The 19,740-nt window shown below is 43.7% G+C and carries 11 protein-coding genes; 6 read left to right on the forward strand and 5 right to left on the reverse strand.

The annotated features are described in order from the left end of the window. Positions 1–43 precede the first annotated feature (43 nt). Together MKY63_RS23635 and MKY63_RS23640 are read left to right on the forward strand one after the other, a co-directional pair. Positions 44–1,939: a family 20 glycosylhydrolase gene (locus MKY63_RS23635; protein WP_339809942.1), complete on the forward strand. Its 1,896-nt coding sequence runs from the start codon at positions 44–46 to the stop codon at positions 1,937–1,939. Between the two features lie 15 nt (positions 1,940–1,954). Further along, positions 1,955–3,454, forward strand: coding sequence for an arylsulfatase (locus MKY63_RS23640; protein WP_076146426.1), 1,500 nt, complete (start codon positions 1,955–1,957; stop codon positions 3,452–3,454). Between the two features lie 72 nt (positions 3,455–3,526). On the opposite strand, the gene MKY63_RS23645 is transcribed toward MKY63_RS23640, so the two are convergent. After that, positions 3,527–4,981: a sulfatase-like hydrolase/transferase gene (locus MKY63_RS23645; protein WP_339809945.1), complete on the reverse strand. Its 1,455-nt coding sequence runs from the start codon at positions 4,979–4,981 to the stop codon at positions 3,527–3,529. A 154-nt stretch (positions 4,982–5,135) separates the two neighbouring features. Between MKY63_RS23645 and MKY63_RS23650 the strand changes: the two genes are divergently transcribed. Then, entirely contained in the window at positions 5,136–6,881 is a 1,746-nt protein-coding gene (locus MKY63_RS23650; RefSeq protein WP_339809947.1) for a beta-galactosidase family protein, read from the forward strand. A 131-nt stretch (positions 6,882–7,012) separates the two neighbouring features. Continuing rightward, positions 7,013–7,417: a hypothetical protein gene (locus MKY63_RS23655; protein WP_339809949.1), complete on the forward strand. Its 405-nt coding sequence runs from the start codon at positions 7,013–7,015 to the stop codon at positions 7,415–7,417. A gap of 66 nt (positions 7,418–7,483) precedes the next feature. Here the strand turns inward: MKY63_RS23655 and MKY63_RS23660 are convergent, their stop codons facing one another. Continuing rightward, positions 7,484–8,509 (reverse strand): serine hydrolase, encoded by a 1,026-nt coding sequence (locus MKY63_RS23660; RefSeq protein ID WP_339809952.1) that lies wholly within the window; start codon positions 8,507–8,509, stop codon positions 7,484–7,486. Positions 8,510–8,522: 13 nt separating this feature from the next. Then, positions 8,523–9,353, reverse strand: coding sequence for a MerR family transcriptional regulator (locus MKY63_RS23665; RefSeq protein WP_339809954.1), 831 nt, complete (start codon positions 9,351–9,353; stop codon positions 8,523–8,525). Between the two features lie 297 nt (positions 9,354–9,650). On the opposite strand from MKY63_RS23665, the gene MKY63_RS23670 reads away from it, so the two are divergent. Beyond that, on the forward strand, positions 9,651–10,070 hold the full coding sequence (locus MKY63_RS23670) for a hypothetical protein (RefSeq protein ID WP_036688177.1): 420 nt from the start codon (positions 9,651–9,653) through the stop codon (positions 10,068–10,070). 54 nt (positions 10,071–10,124) lie between these two features. On the opposite strand, the gene MKY63_RS23675 is transcribed toward MKY63_RS23670, so the two are convergent. Beyond that, on the reverse strand, positions 10,125–12,041 hold the full coding sequence (locus tag MKY63_RS23675) for a right-handed parallel beta-helix repeat-containing protein (protein WP_339809957.1): 1,917 nt from the start codon (positions 12,039–12,041) through the stop codon (positions 10,125–10,127). 120 nt (positions 12,042–12,161) lie between these two features. Between MKY63_RS23675 and MKY63_RS23680 the strand changes: the two genes are divergently transcribed. Continuing rightward, complete coding sequence (locus tag MKY63_RS23680) at positions 12,162–12,941, forward strand: AraC family transcriptional regulator (protein WP_339809959.1); 780 nt, start codon at positions 12,162–12,164, stop codon at positions 12,939–12,941. A 76-nt stretch (positions 12,942–13,017) separates the two neighbouring features. Here the strand turns inward: MKY63_RS23680 and MKY63_RS23685 are convergent, their stop codons facing one another. After that, positions 13,018–18,825, reverse strand: a complete 5,808-nt coding sequence (locus MKY63_RS23685; protein WP_339809962.1) for a bacterial Ig-like domain-containing protein — start codon at positions 18,823–18,825, stop codon at positions 13,018–13,020. Positions 18,826–19,740: the final 915 nt, after the last annotated feature.

Raw genomic sequence — 19,740 nt, forward strand, 5'->3', positions numbered from 1 at the left:
GCGCTACTGACCGCAGACTTATAAGATTGGGAGGGTAAAGTTTATGAAACTTAGCATTCACTTGACGGGATTAACCGAGAAACAGTTAGCAGCAGTTTCAGAAGTAGCGGGAATATTGAGTATACGAATGGAACGCTCAGGGATACCAGTGAATTGTATTAAGCAAGGGAAGGGCTTTCGAATATCTTACGATGAGGCTCAGGTCACCATTGCGTATGGACAGGAACATCAGTTGATCCGGGCACTCAGCCGATTTCTTGAGAACGTACGCCGTGGAGAACGAGTTGAAATTAATGAACGGCCGGTTTATGAACAGTTAGGCTTCATGGTAGACTGTTCGCGAAATGCGGTTCTTAACTATGAAGGATATAAGGAATTGATCCGGCGTTTAGCGGTTATGGGATATTCAACGGTTCAGTTGTATACGGAAGACACCTACGAACTGGAGGGATACCCTTATTTCGGCTATTTGCGAGGCCGATATACAGGAGATCAAATTCGGGAGCTGGATCAGTATGCCGCGTTATTTGGCATAGAACTGGTTCCTTGTATTCAGACCCTGGCCCATCTCGGCCAAGCATTGAAATGGCAGGCACATGCACCGCTTGTGGATTTCCAGGATATTCTCCTTATTGATGATCCCAGAACCTATGAGTTAATTGATCGAATGTTTGCTTTTATGTCGGCTCATGTAAGCAGTCGCCGCATAAATATCGGGATGGACGAAGCTCATATGATGGGACTTGGTAAATACCTGGATAAGCATGGGTATCAGGATCGATCTTCATTAATGTTAAAACACTTTAGCACTGTTATGGAGATCGCCAGAAAATATGCTTTCCAGACGATGATGTGGAGCGACATGTTTTTCCGTCTGGCCAGTTCCGGAGAATATTACGATGCTGAAAGTCCAATTAGCCCTGATATTGTAAAGCTGATTCCTGAAGATGTTACCTTGATCTACTGGGATTATTATTCGGAAACGCAGGAGAAATACGACGGGATGTTAAGCAAACATAAGCAGCTGAATGATCATATTGGATTTGCAGGTGGTGCTTGGAAATGGATGGGCTTCGCGCCAAACAATGAATTCAGTCGCCATGTCAGTCTGCTGGCTCATGATAGCTGTGTTAAGCATGGAATTCAAGAAGTGTTGATTACCGCATGGGGAGATAATGGCGCTGAAGCTTCCGTTTTCTCGGTTCTTCCTACCCTTCAACTTTGGGCGGAGCTGAGCTACACGGGATGTTTCGTGGAGAACCATGTCAAAGAAAGATTCAGCAGCTGTGTGCAAGGCAATTATGATGACTTTATGGCACTTGATGCGGCCAACCTGGTTCCGGGTAATTCGGCTCCGGGGGGATGTTCTATCAATCCGGCTAAATACTTGCTTTATCAAGATATTTTGTGTGGTTTGTTTGATCGACATGTTATTCCTAACGCGTATTCGAAGCATTATCAGCAAAGTGCAGAAAAGCTCGAACAGGCGATCACTCGCAATTCGCCTTGGCAATCCTTATTCTCTGTACAAGCCAGCTTGTGTCGCTTGCTCGAAATAAAGAGCGAAATCGGGATTTCTATACGCGACGCTTATCATCGGGGGAATTTAGAGGAATTGGCTCACTTTGCCAAGGTGACTTTGCCACAATTATCTGATTTGGCCAGACAATTCATGGACGACTATCGAGTGCAATGGGAGCTGGAAAATAAGGTATTTGGTCTTGATGTTTTTGATCTTCGTATGGGAGGAATGCTTGAGAGAATCAGAACGGCGATTCATCGAAACAATCGTTATGTCGAAGGGAACGTGGAGCAGATTGCTGAATTAGAAGAGGAGCTTCTGACGTTCGACGGTCTTGTTGACGAGGGCGACCCCAGGACGATAAGTGCGAATTTATGGCACACGATTGCAACACCATCCGTGATCGCTGGGGTTTAAGGAGGGGGTGAGGTTATGATTGATACTAATCTGGACCATCAAAAGGGCACAAAGCAGCCCAACCTTTTGCTTATCACCGTAGATCAGATGCGTTTTGATTGCCTGAGCATTATGGGACATCCCGTCGTTGAGACACCCAACCTGGACGCTCTGGCATCAAGGGGGATCTTATTTGAGCACGCTTACTCGGCTACCCCCAGTTGTATTCCCGCCAGGGCTGCTATCATGACAGGAATGGGGCAAAGATCACATGGGCGGGTTGGTTATCGGGATAAGGTTGAATGGAATTACGCCCATACGATTGCCGGAGAGCTTGCTCAAGCTGGTTATCATACGCAGTGTGTTGGCAAGATGCATGTGTATCCTGCACGTAATCTATGTGGATTCCATAATGTGGTGCTTCATGATGGATATCTTCACTACAATCGGGATAAGAGCAAAACGTTACAGGATGAACACTATGATCAAGTGGATGATTATTTGCAGTGGCTGCGAAGACAAACTAATGCTAACTCGGATATCACTGATTTAGGCCTTGATTGCAACGCCTCAACGGTTGCCCGCCCCTGGCACTTGCCGGAAGCGATGCATCCCACGAATTGGTGCGTGACCGAGTCGCTAGACTTTTTGCGAAGAAGGGACCCTGGGAAACCATTTTTCTTATGGTCTTCCTTCGTTCGCCCGCATTCCCCATTGGATCCGCCACAATGTTATCTGGATATGTACAAGGACTTGGAATTTCCCGATCCTCCAATCGGAGACTGGGTGGACGAGAGTGCGGCCTTAAACGGAGCTAAGGATCCAACTTCTTCGTTCACTAATTTGCCAAAGCGCAGATTGGATCGTGCCCGTGCGGCGTATTACGCGCTAATTACGCATCTTGACGACCAAATTGGGAGGTTGATCAATGGGCTGCAGGAGTATGGAGTTTTAAATGAAACTTTGATTCTATTTACTTCTGATCATGGTGAAATGATGGGGGATCACCATTACTTCCGCAAATCTCTTCCTTATGAAGGAAGTGCTAAGATTCCTTTCATAGTGTTTGATCCGGGAGAAACGCTTGGACTTCTTGCAGGCTCCCGGCCTGATTCCATTGTAGAGCTTCGCGATATTATGCCCACATTTCTTGAAGCTGCTGGCGTCCAAATACCAGTTCCAGTAGAAGGGCAAAGTGTGTTGCCGCTGTGCAGGGGAGATCAGACATTATGGCGATCTTATATTCATGGGGAACAAGCCTATGGAGAAAAGTCCCACCACTTCTTAACGGATGGAAGAGAGAAATTTATTTGGTATTCTCAGACAGGGGAAGAGCAGTATTTTGATCTAGCGGCAGACCCCTCAGAGAAGATTAATGCGATAGGCTGTACTGATAAATTTGAGCGTATAAAAGAGTGGAGAGAGCGTCTTATTCACGAGCTGGAGGGACGAGAGGAAGGGTTTGTAAACAACGGCGAATGGATTGCCGGACGCCCAATATCTCATATTCTAAAGGCATCCCAATTGGGGAAATAATCATAACATAGGGCAACCAGAACTCACAGGTTGCCCTACGTCTGTTACGGATATAAAGAAAGGTTAGTGAATTTACCAGCTACTCCGGCGTTTAGGCAAAGGGTCCTGATCTTGAATCATTCGATGGACGAGCAATTCAACCATCGAATGGCGAATATCACTATAATCGGGATCTTCAAAACGATTGGAGTTTTCATGAGGATCCTCTTTCAAATCATACAATTCGCCGTAGGTCTCACCTGCGAAAATCACCAGCTTATAACGTGTTGTACGCAAACACTTAGCGTTAATGCCGCGGTCATGAGCAATATAAGCGGTCAGGGCAGAATTGCGCACATGGGACTCTCTTCCAGCCAGCACCTCCATCTGTGACACACCTTGAATTCCGTAGGGAGTTTTGAGACCTGCGGCTGCAAGCAGTGTGGGGACAATATCAACATGTTCCATCAAAGCAGGGACCCGTTGCCCGGAAGCAATCCCAGGACCGCGTACGATCATCGGGATTCGTGTTAACCCTTCATAAAACCATGGCCCCTTGTAAATTAGTCCATGGTCACCGAGCAGTTCTCCATGATCGCTGGTAAAGAGGATGACTACATCATCGTACATTTCTTTTTGACGCCAAGCTTTTATAATACGTCCGATCTGCGCATCAATGAAGGTAATCATCGCATAATAATTTCCGGTGAGCCGTTTCATATGCGCTTCATCAAGAGAATGCTCCTCACCGCCACCAGGCCAATATCCTCCCTGACTCTGACGCAGCAGATGTGGAGGACGAAGATGCACGTCATCTGCTTCTCTGGCTGGAGATGGAATGTCAGTGTCAGCGTACATATCCGCGTAAGCTTTTGGAGGGTCAAAGGGGTGATGTGGATCGACGAAACTGGTCCATAAAAATAGCGGTTGCTCGGTTTTGTGGGCGAGGATAGCATCGATACTCCGTTCAGCAATCCAATAAGTCTGATGCAGCTCCGGAGGGAGTTCGCTCTCCCACACATCGTTTTGAGCATTAGAAGCTCTGTAATGGTCCTTCCTGAAACGCTCTGCCACTTCAGGGTTACGCTGTCTAAGCCACTCCATATATTCCCCGATACAATTGTCTTCCGTAATATGATGTTCATCAAATCCGTAGTACGTTCCATCGGAAGCTCTTCCGCGGTCACGATAAGCAGGCTCTTCATATTCTTGTGAAAAGTTCCCCTTCATCTGAGGGCGGAAATGCATCTTTCCTATACCGATGGTTTTATAATCCGCTTTCTTTAAATGATCGCATAAGGTAAGTTCGTCTTCTCTGAGTGTGGTACCGATGTTCCAGGCACCATGAACATGCGGATACCTGCCTGTAAAAATGGAAGAACGTGAAGGCGTGCAAACGGGACTAGCGCAGTAAGCGCCAGTGAAGAGTGTGCCTTCCGAAGCAAGCTGGTCAAGTTCAGGTGTCAGTACGGAAGCGTTTTCGATACCTAGTGCGTCCGCGCGCATTTGATCTGTGGTAATTAACCAAATATGAGTTCTTTTTGACATCCGTAATAACCCCCTATGAATATAGTGTATAGCATCACAAAAGCCCCTAGCAACCAATGAATTCTCCATATATTTCATTAGAATCGTCCATATGGGTTGATATTTTTATTACCTATAATTAAATAGTCTATCTCAATGTTGGAGGAGAAATTATATGCGGAAGTTATCCATATCAGGGGATCATTTTATATTGGACGAACAACCCATCCGGTTGCTTTCTGGTGCGCTTCATTATTTCCGGATCGTTCCGGAATATTGGCAGGATCGTTTGCTGAAGCTGAAGGCTTGTGGATTGAATACTGTTGAAACCTATATTCCTTGGAATTTACACGAACCAGAGGAGGGGAACTTCAATTTTGCTGGATTTGCTGACATCGAGGCTTTCGTTAGACTTGCCGGAGAGCTTGGTTTGCACGTGATTTTGCGGCCAAGTCCTTATATTTGTGCGGAATGGGAATTCGGTGGATTGCCAGCTTGGTTACTTGCGGACAATAACATACAACTGCGTTGTAATGATAACGTCTATTTATCTAAGTTGGATGCCTATTTCGATGAGTTGCTTCCACGTCTGCGGCCCTTGTTAAGCACTAACGGTGGGCCTGTGCTTGCCCTTCAAGTAGAGAACGAATATGGAAGCTTTGGTAGTGATAAGACTTACCTGAATGATCTAAAAGCAGGAATGATCGCCCGCGGCATGGACGTTCTGCTGTTTACTTCAGATGGAGCTGAAGATCATATGCTCCAAGGCGGTATGATTGACGGAGTGTTCGCCACTGTGAATTTTGGTTCACGGGCAAAGGAAGCCTTTGCTAAACTACGTGAATATCAGCCTACGGGACCGTTGATGTGTATGGAATTCTGGAATGGATGGTTTGACCACTGGATGAAACCGCATAATACACGCCCCGAATCTGAAGTAGCGGAGACTTTGGATGAAATGCTGGCTTTAGGAGCCTCTGTTAACTTCTATATGTTCCATGGGGGGACGAATTTTGGATTTATGAATGGGGCAAATCTTTTTGACAAATATGAGCCCATCGTAACCAGCTACGATTATGATACGCTGCTGGACGAATCCGGTAAGCCAACTGCAAAATTCTATGCAGCACGAAAAATAATTGAGAAATACGTAACGTTACCGCCACTGGAATTACCGCCGTTTTTAAAGTCACAAGCTTATGGTAAAGTGTTGATGACAGAAGCAGCACCACTGTTCACTCAGTTAGACGTTTTGTCTACCCCAGAACATAGAGCATGTCCCGAGCCAATGGAGAAACTGGGTCAGAATCATGGGTTCATCTTATATTCGACGAGGATCAGTGGACCCCGCAGCAGTACGGAGCTCGTCCTTCAAGAAGTACGTGATCGTGCGCTTGTATTCGCGAATGGGGCCTTTGTCGGTACAGTTGAACGCTGGGATCCGCGAGGAATTCCATTAGAGGTTCCAACGGAGGGACTGCAGATCGACATCCTTGTGGAGAATATGGGGCGTGTAAATTATGGCCCGCTGCTTTGTGATCCAAAAGGCATAACCTGTGGCGTTAGACTCGGCTATCAATTCCTGCATGATTGGACCATTCATTCTTTGCCTTTAACCAATCTTAAGGGATTATCATTCACACCGATAGATTGCGAGCAACGTCAGCAGCCTACTTTTTACCGGGGGGGCTTTCAAGTCAGTAAGCCTGAGGATACTTTTTTGCGGCTGGACGGATGGAGTAAAGGTCAGGTTTTCATAAACGGCTTTAATTTAGGGCGCTACTGGGAGCAGGGTCCAACTAAAACACTATACTTACCAGCGCCGCTTCTGCGTCAAGGTGATAACGAGCTTATCTTATTCGAACTACATGGCGTAATGGAGCCAGTGGTTACTTTTGTAGATACACCGGAGCTCACATGATATTTAACGGGTGAGTAAGTATCATGATTCTATAGTACGGGTCTGATGATTTTTAATATATAATCAAGACAGCCCAACAATTTATAGGAACTGAAAATGCACGATTAGGGTGGGTTAGAGGAGGATTTTAAATGAGCTATGATTTGATGGCATTTGAGACGTCTAAAGCACCGCAAGAGAGAGCAGCGTTTATGGAGTGGTATGAGCAGCAATTGCAGTGGTCGGAAGACCATGCCTATAACGATCCATCGGTTTTATCGGAGGCGCTGCAACGCTTTTATAGTGAGTTGTCTGAGCAATTTCCTAATATGAATGTAGAGGACGAGATTTTTGAGGCGATGGAGGAAGCCGGAACGGATAACCGGTTAACTGACTACTCGCTTGGCTCATCCGTCATCTATGCGGCTTTTGCGTATTCCGTAGCTGACGAAGCTTATACGGCGATGCGGGAGTTGGCTATAAAACATAAAGTTGGATTTTTTGATGTAAGCAGCAACGAAGGTGATATTATTTTTCCTTGTAGCAATATGATTTAGAGTGTAGACAGCTGGTTGCTCTCCTAGTTGTGAATGAAGGGGCAACCAGCATGTTTTTTATCTTCTTTACTCTACTACAGACGGAATAATACACTCCTTAATCAGAGGCCAGCGGTCACGAGGCTGAAGTGTGAATTCTGAGGCGATGGTTACGACAAGATCCTTTTCTGGAATGCAGCAAATGACATTACCACCATCACCTAACGCTGAGTAGGTGTAAACCCCGTCTTCTTCGCGTAGCCACCACAAGTAACCGTAATGATTAGGGTTCATCGCTGTTGATTCCTCAATCCATGTCTCCGAAATGATCTGATTTTGCTCCCATTGTCCACGGTTCAAATATAATAAACCAAAACGCGCCATATCGCGTGGAGACAACGTAAGTCCCCATCCTCCTGTGGTGATACGATTTGGGTCTTCCACCCACCCCTTCACATTTACCCCAAACAAATCATCGAACCCAAATGAGCTCATCTCATAATCCGGGATTTCATTCATTCCGATAGGTTTAAATAAACGTTCGTTGGCGAACTCACGGGCACTCTGTCCAGTGCTGCGCGTGATGATGGCAGAAAGCAGATGTGCTCCAGCGGTAGAATATTTGAAATCCCCAATTATTCCTTGTTGGCCTAGCATATCCAGCGTATATTTTACCCAGTCAGGCTGCATACACATTTGCTCCAGCGGTTCGTGCCAATCTGCAAAAGCATAAGGTGCGGTCATCGTAAGGAGATGGTGCAAGGTGATTTCTTGTTTTTGCGGATCTTGAGCAGCGTTTGGAACATAGTCCGGGAAAAACTCCAGTACCTTTTGATCTGCATTGTTAATAAAGCCAGCATCTATGGCAATGCCTATGAGCGCGGATATGATACTTTTTGTTACAGAGGCCACATGATGTGTGTCATTCGGGCCAGCGCCATTATAATATTTTTCATAAGCGATAGTTCCACTTCTTATCACAACAATCCCGTTGATATTGCTATACTCGGATTTGATCCTTGATTCTAGTTCTGAAAGCATATCAGCATCCATTCCCAAGTTTGCGGGGGCTGAGATTTGCCAATCTGAAGTTGGATAATTGTTTTTGAGCATGAAAGTAACTCCTTTATGAATTTTTTTTCTTTACTGGAAAATAGACCTCGGTAACCAGATCCTCAGGCACAGCGGCTTGTATCGGGTCCGTTACATATATTTCATAGGGCGAATTCACCATTTCATAACCTTCATTTTCTATCCATTCTCTCAGCTTTGCATAGACCGAGGTCAATTCTGAATAGGCGCCTTTAAGAACAGATCTCGCACAAAGAGCATCAGGCAAATCTCTTGTACCTTTTACAACCTCTTTTATGGGGAGAGCAAACTCTGTATCATTTCCGGCTGGATTATATTCATGGCTGTGATAAAATGTTATTGGCGTACCGAGCAAAGTGAGTTTTTCAGTGGCGATTTTTTCATATAGCCCGCTAAAATAATGTCCATAACCTAGCGCATAGTCATCACTGCTCAACATCTGACGCGTAAAAAGAATATTCATAGGCTGAGTTTCAACAAGCTCTACTTTTATCTCATTCAGGTAGGACATCATGGGGATACCTTTCTCCAAATTTAATACATCAATATTGATTTGTTTTAAGGTGTATTCATAAGAACTTATTTTCTCCTGTATTTCTTTTTTCTTGAGATTAAGGGCTGAGTAGAGCTTCTCTTCTGAACGATCCTGTTCCCATTGTAAAATGTCTTTGATTTCTTCCAGCGAGAAACAATAACCTTTCAGACGATTGATAAAAAGCATTTTTTTAAGTTGTTTGATGGAGTAATACCTGTAACCGTTCTCAGGGTTAATCTCTTCGGGATGAATTAATCCGATCTCATCATAATATCGAAGCGTCTTCGTAGAAACTTCGCATATCTTCGAGAATTCTCCAATCGACAGCAAAAAGTCATCTCCTTTTTTCGTTTGAATTAAGCTTCCAAGCTAAAACATCGATGTTTGGTTCTAGATCTACTTAACACCTTACCCTAAGGTCAAAGTCAACAGCAAAATAGTGAACCGATTCCAAGGTTACGACAATATATAGGTAAATGGCCATTCAGAAAGGAGTAGCCAACGGGGCTACCCTTATTTATTAGAGTGTATCATTTTAGCTAAAGCCTTCAAATATTTCCCATAAAACTTCTAGAACATGTTAAGATTTTCACAAGAAAAGATTATAGGAATGGAGAGGAGAACATTTTGTCTAGAAAAAAATACGTATCTTTATTCGTTTTGTTTATCGTCCTGTTATCGGGTTGCGAAAAAAACAATGCCGATATATCCAATAATACAGATGTAGATGTAACTGATGATCAAGAATATAACTTGCTGATTACGAATAACAGTCCGTTATTTTTAAAAAGTGTAGTTGTTACCGTTGATGAAGGAAATGACGTTCAAATTAACTCTTTGATCGACAGTAATATTAAGCATGGTGGGGTAGCAAAGTTCCCCATAGATAATGGAAAGCATTTATTTAAGGTTACACTCAATCCGAAAGATAATTACTCGGTCAGTAAAGAATTTAAGGAAGAATTTAAAGCAGGAGAGATTGTTGAATATCAGATCCTAATAGAACAAAACGAAGTATCTATTCAAAAGATTAAGGATATTAAATAGCAGACTCAATTATAGCAATGAAAAAGCAGGTGGACTAGCCACCTGCTTTACCGATCACCACACTTTAATATAATTTTTGCCCTTATTCAAAAGTGTAAGAGGTCCTAAAGTGCTTTTATTCTCTTTCTTGTTATCCAGAAAATCTGTATCCAGAATTATATTGCTGCCATCCGGATTCTCAAACTCGGCATCCACGATGCGCACCCGCGGCAAAGTCTCAGTTGAATGTACCTCACCTAAGAAGTTAACGAAGCTTTCAGGCAGATCAATAGAAAGGAATCCTTCATCTCCTTGATCTACAATAAAGAAGTCTGGACCAAAGCTTTCCTCAACCAGCTTTACATTCTCTCTTTCGAAAGGCTCAGCACCGTTTAAATAAGCGTTGTTATTAATGAACATAGGCTGTTCAGCGAGTTCAAACTCCTCAAGATCACCGTGTAACTTATGGACATTCTCGATATACTCCGCCAAAGAGGTGGTGTAGTTATTGAAATGTGATGTTCCCACGCCTGTCCATCCGTCTTTTCCAACAATGATATTGTTGTAGAACCGATCGTCCCCACCATAAATAAGTGAGAAACCGGCAATTTTTGTACTATGCGGAAGATGATATTGCGTGGACCGGTTTAGTACCTTACGATGAACCATCCTGCCGCCGATCAGATTGTTGATATAGGCTCCACCTTGGGCTACATTCTCCAAAGCATGTTTAGCTGTCAAGATATTATGGTCAACAATGTAGGGGCCATGGCTTACTTCTATAAACAAATCCCGGTGATTTTGATAGAACAGATTTTTACTGATTCTTGTCCCTTGGGTCTGCCAATCCAGCCATAAACCTAAAGTACAATCGTGAATCCGGTTATGGTGGATGTGAGTATCGATCGGTGCGTGAAGCTTGATCCCGGCAATTTCGTGGCCCCAGAATTCCCGTTTTATCGCAATGTTGTAAATATGGTTATGATGAATTTCGCTGAAAATACAACCTAAGTGGCCGACGATGGCATTTTGGCCGCAATCATAAATGGTATTATGGCGGATAAGATGTGAACCGATCGATTCTTTGCTCCAGCCCTGACGCTCAGCAGTAAAGACGGATTCAAGCTGATATTGATATCCGGGTTTGTCTTTTCGAATGGTACGGTAATTATGGCCTGTGGAAGCTTCTTTGCCGATACTGATAGCGCTGCATTTGGCATCGTGAATGATATTATTTTCAATAATCCAGCCTTTGCTCCAGTTAGTGCCCAGCAGTCCGGGCTGGTCTGCCGTTGGAGGTGCCCAAGGTGTTGCCGCATGCGCCATTTCAAAACCTTTTACAGTAATATAATCAATCCCGGTTTCTTCAGGGTAGAAACAAGATCTGCGTACATTGATTTCTACCAGTTCTTTGTTCGGGTTGGCACCTTGGAAATTAGCGTAAATCGTGGTGTGGTCAGGGCTTACTTTGGCAAACCAAACATAGGTCGTCTGTTTTGGATTTTGGACCGGAACCATCTCATGTGTCCAGAGATCCTTGAACTCCAGCTTTTCGACGGGAGCTGCCAGTTGATCATACTGACTGACCTCATAAAAAGACATGCCATTTAGATATACATCGCCTAAGTGTCTTGTCTCCTCTATAGTGACGAGCCAATCGCCAGACACTTCCTCAACATACGGATTAAAGCTGCCAAAAAACGTGTTCGGCAAGATCACTTTCCAAATATGATTCTCAACCTGCTGCCAATCTTGTATATGTTCAGAGCCTTTTATGACAACCTGCTCGTCTTCAGCGGCTTGATAAATAATTCTTCTTTGTTCGCTTAATCCTTTGTATCTCGGTTTTACCCATTCGCGATATATCCCTTCATGAACGATAATCTTGTCCCCAGCCACAGCTGCTGAAGCCGCTTTATTGATGGTTAAAAAAGGATCATGTTGAGTACCTTGACCTTGATCTGAACCAGTTTTTGATACGTGATATTCCATTGTCCTATAACCTCCGCTTGGTTGACTTTATCCAATATTATAGGAAATAACGTTGTTAGTTCTATACTTTATATAGTACACTTTAAGACAAAATTAGTGTTTTCGTGAAGGAGAATCTACTTGTGGCCCTTTTTTGAAAAACATGGTGTCGGCGAAAAAGATTACTTTAAACTCATTCCCTTGAAAAACTATCATTTTCCACTTCATTTTCATCGGGCATTTGAGATTATTTATGTCAACGACGGGCAGTTATCTATCACCATTGATGGGAAAAGCTATCAGGTGCAGAAAAATGATCTGGTTTTTATTTTTCCTAATCAGATGCATGAATTTGAGACGATTGATTTTTCGGAGATTATGGTGATCCTTTTTTCCACAGAATTGATAGGTGATTTTCACATGAATTATAAAAGCTTTATTCCAACTGACAATGTCCTCCATGCTGTGAATGAACCTGATTGTTCAAAGCTGGATTCGATTTATAGCCAGAAAAGTTTCCTGTATGGTGTATGCGCGGGGTTGATCTGTCAGACATCATTTGCTCCGGTCAAACAGTCCCCGCAAACAAAGGTGCTCTATAAAATCCTGCTTTTTGTAGAACAAAATTATTCTGCCGATTGCACATTAAAAGCTGTAGCAAAACATCTGCAATATGATTACCCGTATTTATCAAAGCTGTTTGTCCAGCTGATGAAAATACCCTTCACAGATTACTTGAATCACTATCGGATCTCACACGCATGTTATATATTAAAAAACTCGAATCTGACTATTGGTGAAGTTGCCAACCTTTGCGGCTATAGTAACTTACGGTCATTTCATCGGAATTTCCAGAAAATCACCCATCAATCGCCGAAAGGGTATCGGGTTTCCAATCCTCCTGATAAGGAAATGAACTAGAAGACTTAAAGGGGGGAGGGAAGAGAATAAAAAGAACTCCAAAACCACGAGTATAGTGGTCTTGGAGTTCTTTTTTTTATTTTTGCATCATAATTCTGTAAATCAGCATGGCGGCTTCGGCACGTGTGGAATGGGCAGTTGGTGTAAGCTGCTGCTGAGAGTCTCCTTTAATAAGACCTGCTGATACCAGCGCCGCAATATCATTTGCCGCATAATTAGAAATTTGATTATAGTCAGTGTAGCTGTCTAATGCAGAGGGGGAGGAAGCGGTCGTATTCGATTCCCATACCTCAGCAGCCTTCAATGCCCTAGCTGCCATAACAAACATTTCTTGTCTGGAGATGGAGTCATGAGGGTGGTAAAGGCCGTCGGTTTGGCCCGTAACGACCCCTAATTTCTGAGCTGTCATAAGTCCCTCATAAAAATAATCGTTAGGTGACACATCAGCAAAGCTATTTCCTTCTGCTGCAGATAGACCTAAAGCTCTAACCAATAAAAGTGCGAAATCTGCACGTGTAACAGTCTGGTCGGGCCTAAACTCTGTTTCTGTTACACCATTAATGACCCCTTTTGATGTTAGTACTTCTACAATAAACTTCGCCCAATGAGAATCAGATATGTCCCTGAACGTTTTGTGATTGTAGACGGCGGCATATTGCCCAGATGAATTTGTTGTTGAGAAAATAGCTTGCTTCTTATCTGAATCATAATTCCCGCCTACTACCGGTTGGATGACTCCGTGCGCATTGACGTTCCACACTACAATAAAGGCGTTGTTCAATGGAACTACAGCAGCTGGATAAGGAAGCCCAATTTGTATGGCCGAATTTAAACTCTCTAATTGAACTGTTGTACCATCCAAAAGTAACTCGTAATCAATAAGCAAACTTTCACCCAATTGCTTCTTTAAACTTCCTGTTGTATCGACAGGCTTGAGGAGCAAGGTAACCGTCTTCACATTGTCCAGTGTCTTCGTCGGGAATAGATTATCCGGAAGTACAAAGGTAGCTAGTGATGTATTGATCTCCAGCTGCAATGTGGATGCTCCAACAAGAAATGCTGCGGCAGGGAGAGTGACTTCAAATGAGCCAACATTTGACGATTGTTCCTCTGCGAGCTGAATTCTTAGGATTTTGTGGCCTGCGGAATTAGGTTTGGCTAAAGCCATAATCTTTTGTAAGGAAGATTCAGTCAATATTGCGCTAGCTTTTTCTCCATTCATAGTAGTAGGTATCTCAATCCTTACGCTACCGTCCAAATGGAGTATAGTAGTGGCCGAATCTCCAACCGATGATCCGGAACTGCCTGAGCTCGCGGCAGCCGTCGGACTTGGAGAAGCGGTCGGACTTGGAGAAGCGGTCGGACTCGGAGAAACAGTCGGACTCGGTGAGGCCGTCGGACTTGGAGAAGCCGTTGGGCTCGGAGAAGCCGTCGGACTCGGAGAAGCCGTCGGACTTGGTTCCGGTCCATCCAAAGGAATGAACTTCAAGAAATCGCCCCAGATTATATTCCCGTCAGCATCCCGAGAGTAATTGACTACAGGATTTAAGCTGACAAAGTTAGAATCGCTCAGTTCTAAACCTGATTTATTCGCCGATCGCGTACCGTCAAACATGAAATTATTGTCCGCAGCTAAAGAAGCTGGATATTGGTCTTTTGCAATGTTGGCAGTTCGGTAAGATAAGAAACCGTCAATCGTAAAGTCTGTAGTAATGTGATCATAAGTGGTGAAGCTTATATTACCACGCGTATTGTTAAATCCGATGTTGTTGATGGCGATCACACCTGGATTACTATTGCTTGTAAAACCATAAGCGCCATTACCAAAGGCGATGGAATCGCGGATGGTATGTGTGACATGAATGCCTTCGCCACCAAGCTTGAAGCCATTTTTATCACCGGCACCTACGGTTCCGTCTGTTAAGAACCCATTGTTGAAGGCGGCGCTGTGCTCAATCAGCACTGAACCTATTGCACCTGAGCCTGCTTTCGTATATAAGTCCCAGCCATCGTCGATATTGTTATGCGCCAGACAACCTCTAAAAATATTACCAACACCCGCAGTCAATTTTGCCGCAAAGCCATCGGCATTATTGTCAGATGGATCACGGTTGTAGAAGGAGGTACTGTTGAGAATTAAGTTGTAGGAAGGCCATTCACTGAGTTCTATCGCGGTACCATCTGTTCGGCTGATTTGTAGACCAGTGTCACCATTCGCATAGAAACGGCTATTTTCAACGATGTTATAATTGCCTCCCACCGTAAAGCCCTTGGTATTCCCAGCTGAGCGAGTGAAATCAAGTCCTTTCACATGCCAATAGTTTCCGCTCAAGAGAACGCCTTCTGTTTTTTTGTCAAAATCAAAGATAGGTCTTGCTCCTGGTGCTGCTTCTATATACTTTTTGGCGGAGGCTTTGCCATCATTGTACTTTTTAATCTCAAGTGGTGATTTCCGCACATAACGACCCTCAAGCACAATAATATGCTGACCTGGTTTAACGAAATCAATCGCAGTATCGATATCAAGTGGGAGATTGATTGTTCCATCTCCGGAGCTTGATCCGGTGGGGGATACGTAGATATCATCATCTTCGTTATAACTTTTTAGGGTGACGGTAAAGTTGCTGATGATCTTCTCATAAGAGGTCAAATACTGAGTATCATCTGGTAAAAAAGTAATGCTGAAGTTCGTATCTCCTTGATCAAGAAGTCTCGTGGGAATAGAAAGACGTTTACCAGATATTGCCTCGATATGCTGAGCGATGATCGTAGAACCTTGCTTCAACGTCACCGTTCCGTTGACATTAGAGCGCACAATCATTTGGTAAGCTGGATCTGAGGTTTTACTTAGTGAAAGTATATTTAAGCTAGGTGTGACGGGAGTCGCAGGTGGTTCTATTTTAGGAGAATCTGTAGCTGCTGAAGTGACAGTTAATTGAATATTGCTTACATTAATTGTGGCTAAACGAGCAGCATAGAATCCGACATACATTTTTGAATCCTGTACGCTTAGAATGTCTGGTGTGAAATGAATAGCTTGTTGGCCATTATTGAGCTGTCCTGTAAAACCACTATTCGTCTTTGCTAAGGTTAAATGGTAAGGTGCTGCTGGAACAGTATTGGCAGGTGCAGGACGTTCTTTTTGAAGCATGATGGTTTGAATCCCTTTACTGCCAGTCCCATCCGTTTTTTCAACTCCCGTACGGACAAAAAGCTGTGTGCCCAGATCGCTTTTCGTCCCGCCGCTATAACCACCGATGGCAGCTATATTGGATGCAAAGACGCTAGAATTTCCTTGTGTGCCGATGACGTCACGTGCCATAATGCCAAAAGATTCTTGCCCGTCATATGGATTTTTTGCAAAAGCCAACACTTGGATATCCGCAGACAGCACGAAATTATCTTCCGCAGCATCTAGCTCGGTGTAATAGAAGGTAATGCCGTCATGATCTTCGGTGACTTTACCGCCGCCTTCCAAAGCGATCAGTTGGGCGGATCCATCCTCGTTGACAATCGTCTGATTGTTAGTAGCTGAAGTGGACTGACCGAATTGAATGCTTTTCCAAACGGGATCCATCTTTTCTTTTACTGTAACGGAATACGTAATGGGCATAATAGAAGAATCGGTAGGGAGTATGCCAATTTCATACACTCCAGCTGCCTGATTGTTGAACTTGGAAGTGTCGAGCGTATAGCTGTTTAGCTTCTCTCTATCTGAATTATCATACACTTTGGATACGAAGAGATCTTTGCTGTCAAAGTTTTCGTTAATAAAAAAGGTAGTTTTAGGATAGCTGGTGACTTCGATGCCTACTAGTTTTTTAACGTTGACCTTAACTTGAAAAGAGGTTGTTAAGCCTTTATGCGTAATTGTGATTTTTTTATCCCCAGATGTCGTGGTGTCGAGAGGAGAGACTTTGTATTCATTGTTCAACAGCCGAATCTGTGTACCATCACTGTAATGAGCATAAACCACAAGTCCTTCTAGTTTGAGGGAGTCCCCGATATAGTAGAGTGTTTGTTTAGGTTCATTTCGAATTTCTAAAGCGGATAACGTCGCTGCTTTTACTTCCACATTAAAGGTCGATGTGATTGCCGGCGCCTCTGTTGAAGTAACGGATACCGCTGTGGAGCCTGATTGCGTAAATAGATACGGTAATAAATCGCTGATCGGTTGTCCGTTAATGGAGAGGGAATAAAGATCACTGGTCAGTTCTTTGGTCAGGAAGCCGTCGTTATAATTGGCAACAAGAACAAGACCTTCTGGATCGAAGGTATCCCCTGGGTAATATACGGTTTTAGCTGGATAATACTTCACTGATAATGAGGTCATAGATAATGGAACGATTTGCAAAGGAATGCTCACGAAAGCACCGTTGTAGTTAATGGTTATGATATTTTCTCCAACCTTGCTGCTATCAAAGCCTGTAACAATATAATCCGTAGAAGATAAAACTGCCTCGCTCTCATCAGAAAAAATAGCCTTAACGACTAATCCAGTCAAATCAAGGGGTTCACCAACCAGATAAGTGGTTTTCGTCATTGCGCTCGTATCAGCGGTTAAGCTGGTTACGATTTTGGATTCAAGCTGGATGTCTATGTCACTGAAAGTAACAGTTGCATCTCTAGCTACATAAATTCCGGCAAAAAGAGTATCTGTGAACGTATCGTCCAGTGTTATGATTTCGGTCTGATCACCCACACTTAATCGATAAGTATCTCCTGATTTTTTAATACTTAGCGAATATACAGCTCCTGCGGACGGAGCCTGGATATCGCTAAAAGGATTTAACTTCACTTGGGTGTCTTTTTTATAAAAACCTTTCATTACCTGATCCAAAGCACCCACCGCCGCATAGTTAGAAGTGGTTGTGCTTGTATCTCCGTTCGTCCCAATACTGTCGCGGAGCATAAGACCGAAGGATTTCTGGTTAGGTGTGCTGACAGTGCTATTGCTATTAAAAGCAATCACTGAAGCGGTCGCTTTCAGTTCAAAGTTCGCTTCCACAGGAATCTCTTTCGAATAAAAAGATAATCCCTCATCGCTGCTGGAGATTTTGCCGCCGTAAGTCGTCATCGTTACAGAGGTTGGACTTTCAATTATAGGTTCGGGGTTCTTAGCTGGACTAGTATTGCCTCCGAAGGCGCTGAAGCCCCAAGGTCCTAGCTCGATTTGACCTTCTTGACTGAATTGAATATTTCGGAACGTAACCGTAGTATTTCTAGCGGTATAAAGGCCCGCATATTGAATGGAGCCGTCAAAGCTTTCGATCGTTTTGGTTTCATTGCCGATGCGGACAATATACAGATTTCCGGTCTTTTTGATGCTTAATTCGTAATTCTCTCCTTGGGCAGGGCGATTAGTGTTATCAAACACGTACCCAAGTTTCTGTAGGCTTGTATTTTGCAATTTGTGAAACGCTTTCATTTCTTGATCCAAAGCACCCAAGGCGACATAATCTCCAGAGTAGGCTCCGAATTGGTTATCCCACACATTGCCGCGCAGCATTATTCCGAAGGAAACTTGGTTATTGGCTGTCCAAGCATCCACGTGAGCCGTTGCCTTTAACTCAAAATTAACACTTGGATCAACCTCTTTAAAGTAATAAGCGATACCTTCCGTGCTGCCCGATACTTTGCCTCTGTCGTTCGAGCTTCGCAGTGTTGCTGATCCATCCGTGTTCTCCGTAATGCCAAAGTTGGCCGCAGTAATCTTGTCTTGCCCCCCAACATCACCAAATACGCTGCCTTGCCATTCACTTTGAATGTTAATCATTCCTTCATAAGGATCAGGTGCTTCCTCTGCAAACATCGATAACGGAAAAGAGGAACACAAAAGCAGGAAGGTTACGAGCATGGCTAACAAACGTTGTTGTTTTCTCAATGATTAAAACCTCTCCTTATATGATCGATTTTGACCAAAGCTAAGCTTGATCATCCGAAATTATACGTTATCACTAAAGCGTACAGCTATAATCAATACGCCATATAACGCTGTTTATGCAGTAGGAGAGGGATAATCTGAGTTAATGACACCCGGTTTATGCCTTTGCTTCTGCTACTTACGTGGAGTTTTCGAAGTCTGTTGCTGGTGGTTAGTACACTGGCATGGTGGTTACGGGTGCCGAAACTGCCGGTAAGTATGCTTGCAGTGGAAGTCCGCGACCTTTTGAGTCAAAATTACATACTCGGTTGTCGTTAGTGAACCTAAGCTGCCGATAAGTATGCTCGCAGTGGAGGTTCACAACCGTTTGAGCAAAAATTACGCCCGCGATTGGAGTTACGGACCGTAGTGCAGCTATTTCAGCTAATTCGCTCATTTTCCCTGAGTTTCGGACTGCATAGCTCTTAATGAGCCGAAAAAGTGGATCTGAGGAGTGTTTTTGAGTAAATAACTGCAACTGAGTCCGATAACGTGGCGAAAACGAGGGAATTCAGGAAATAAGGGCTATACGGTCCGAACGTAGGGAGTGCATTGGTGATAGTCGTAGGTATTCTATAAGATACGTAGATTCTGGGGAAATCATAGCCAATACGCGGGCTTGTGCTGTTGTTAAGTACTTTCCGCGTGGTGGTTACGGACCGTAACGCAGCTATTTCAGCTAATTCGCTCATTTTCCCTGAGTTTCGGACTGCATAGCTCTTAATGAGCAGAAAAAGTGGATCAGAGCAGTGTTTTTGAGTAAATAGCTACAACTGAGTCCGATAGCGTGGCGAAAACGAGGAAATTCAGCAAATAAGGACTATACGGTCCGAACGTATGGAGTGCATTCGTGATAGTTGCAAGTATTCTGTAAAA

The sequence above is a fragment of the Paenibacillus sp. FSL R7-0189 genome (assembly GCF_037969925.1).
Lineage (GTDB): Bacteria > Bacillota > Bacilli > Paenibacillales > Paenibacillaceae > Paenibacillus_AQ > Paenibacillus_AQ odorifer.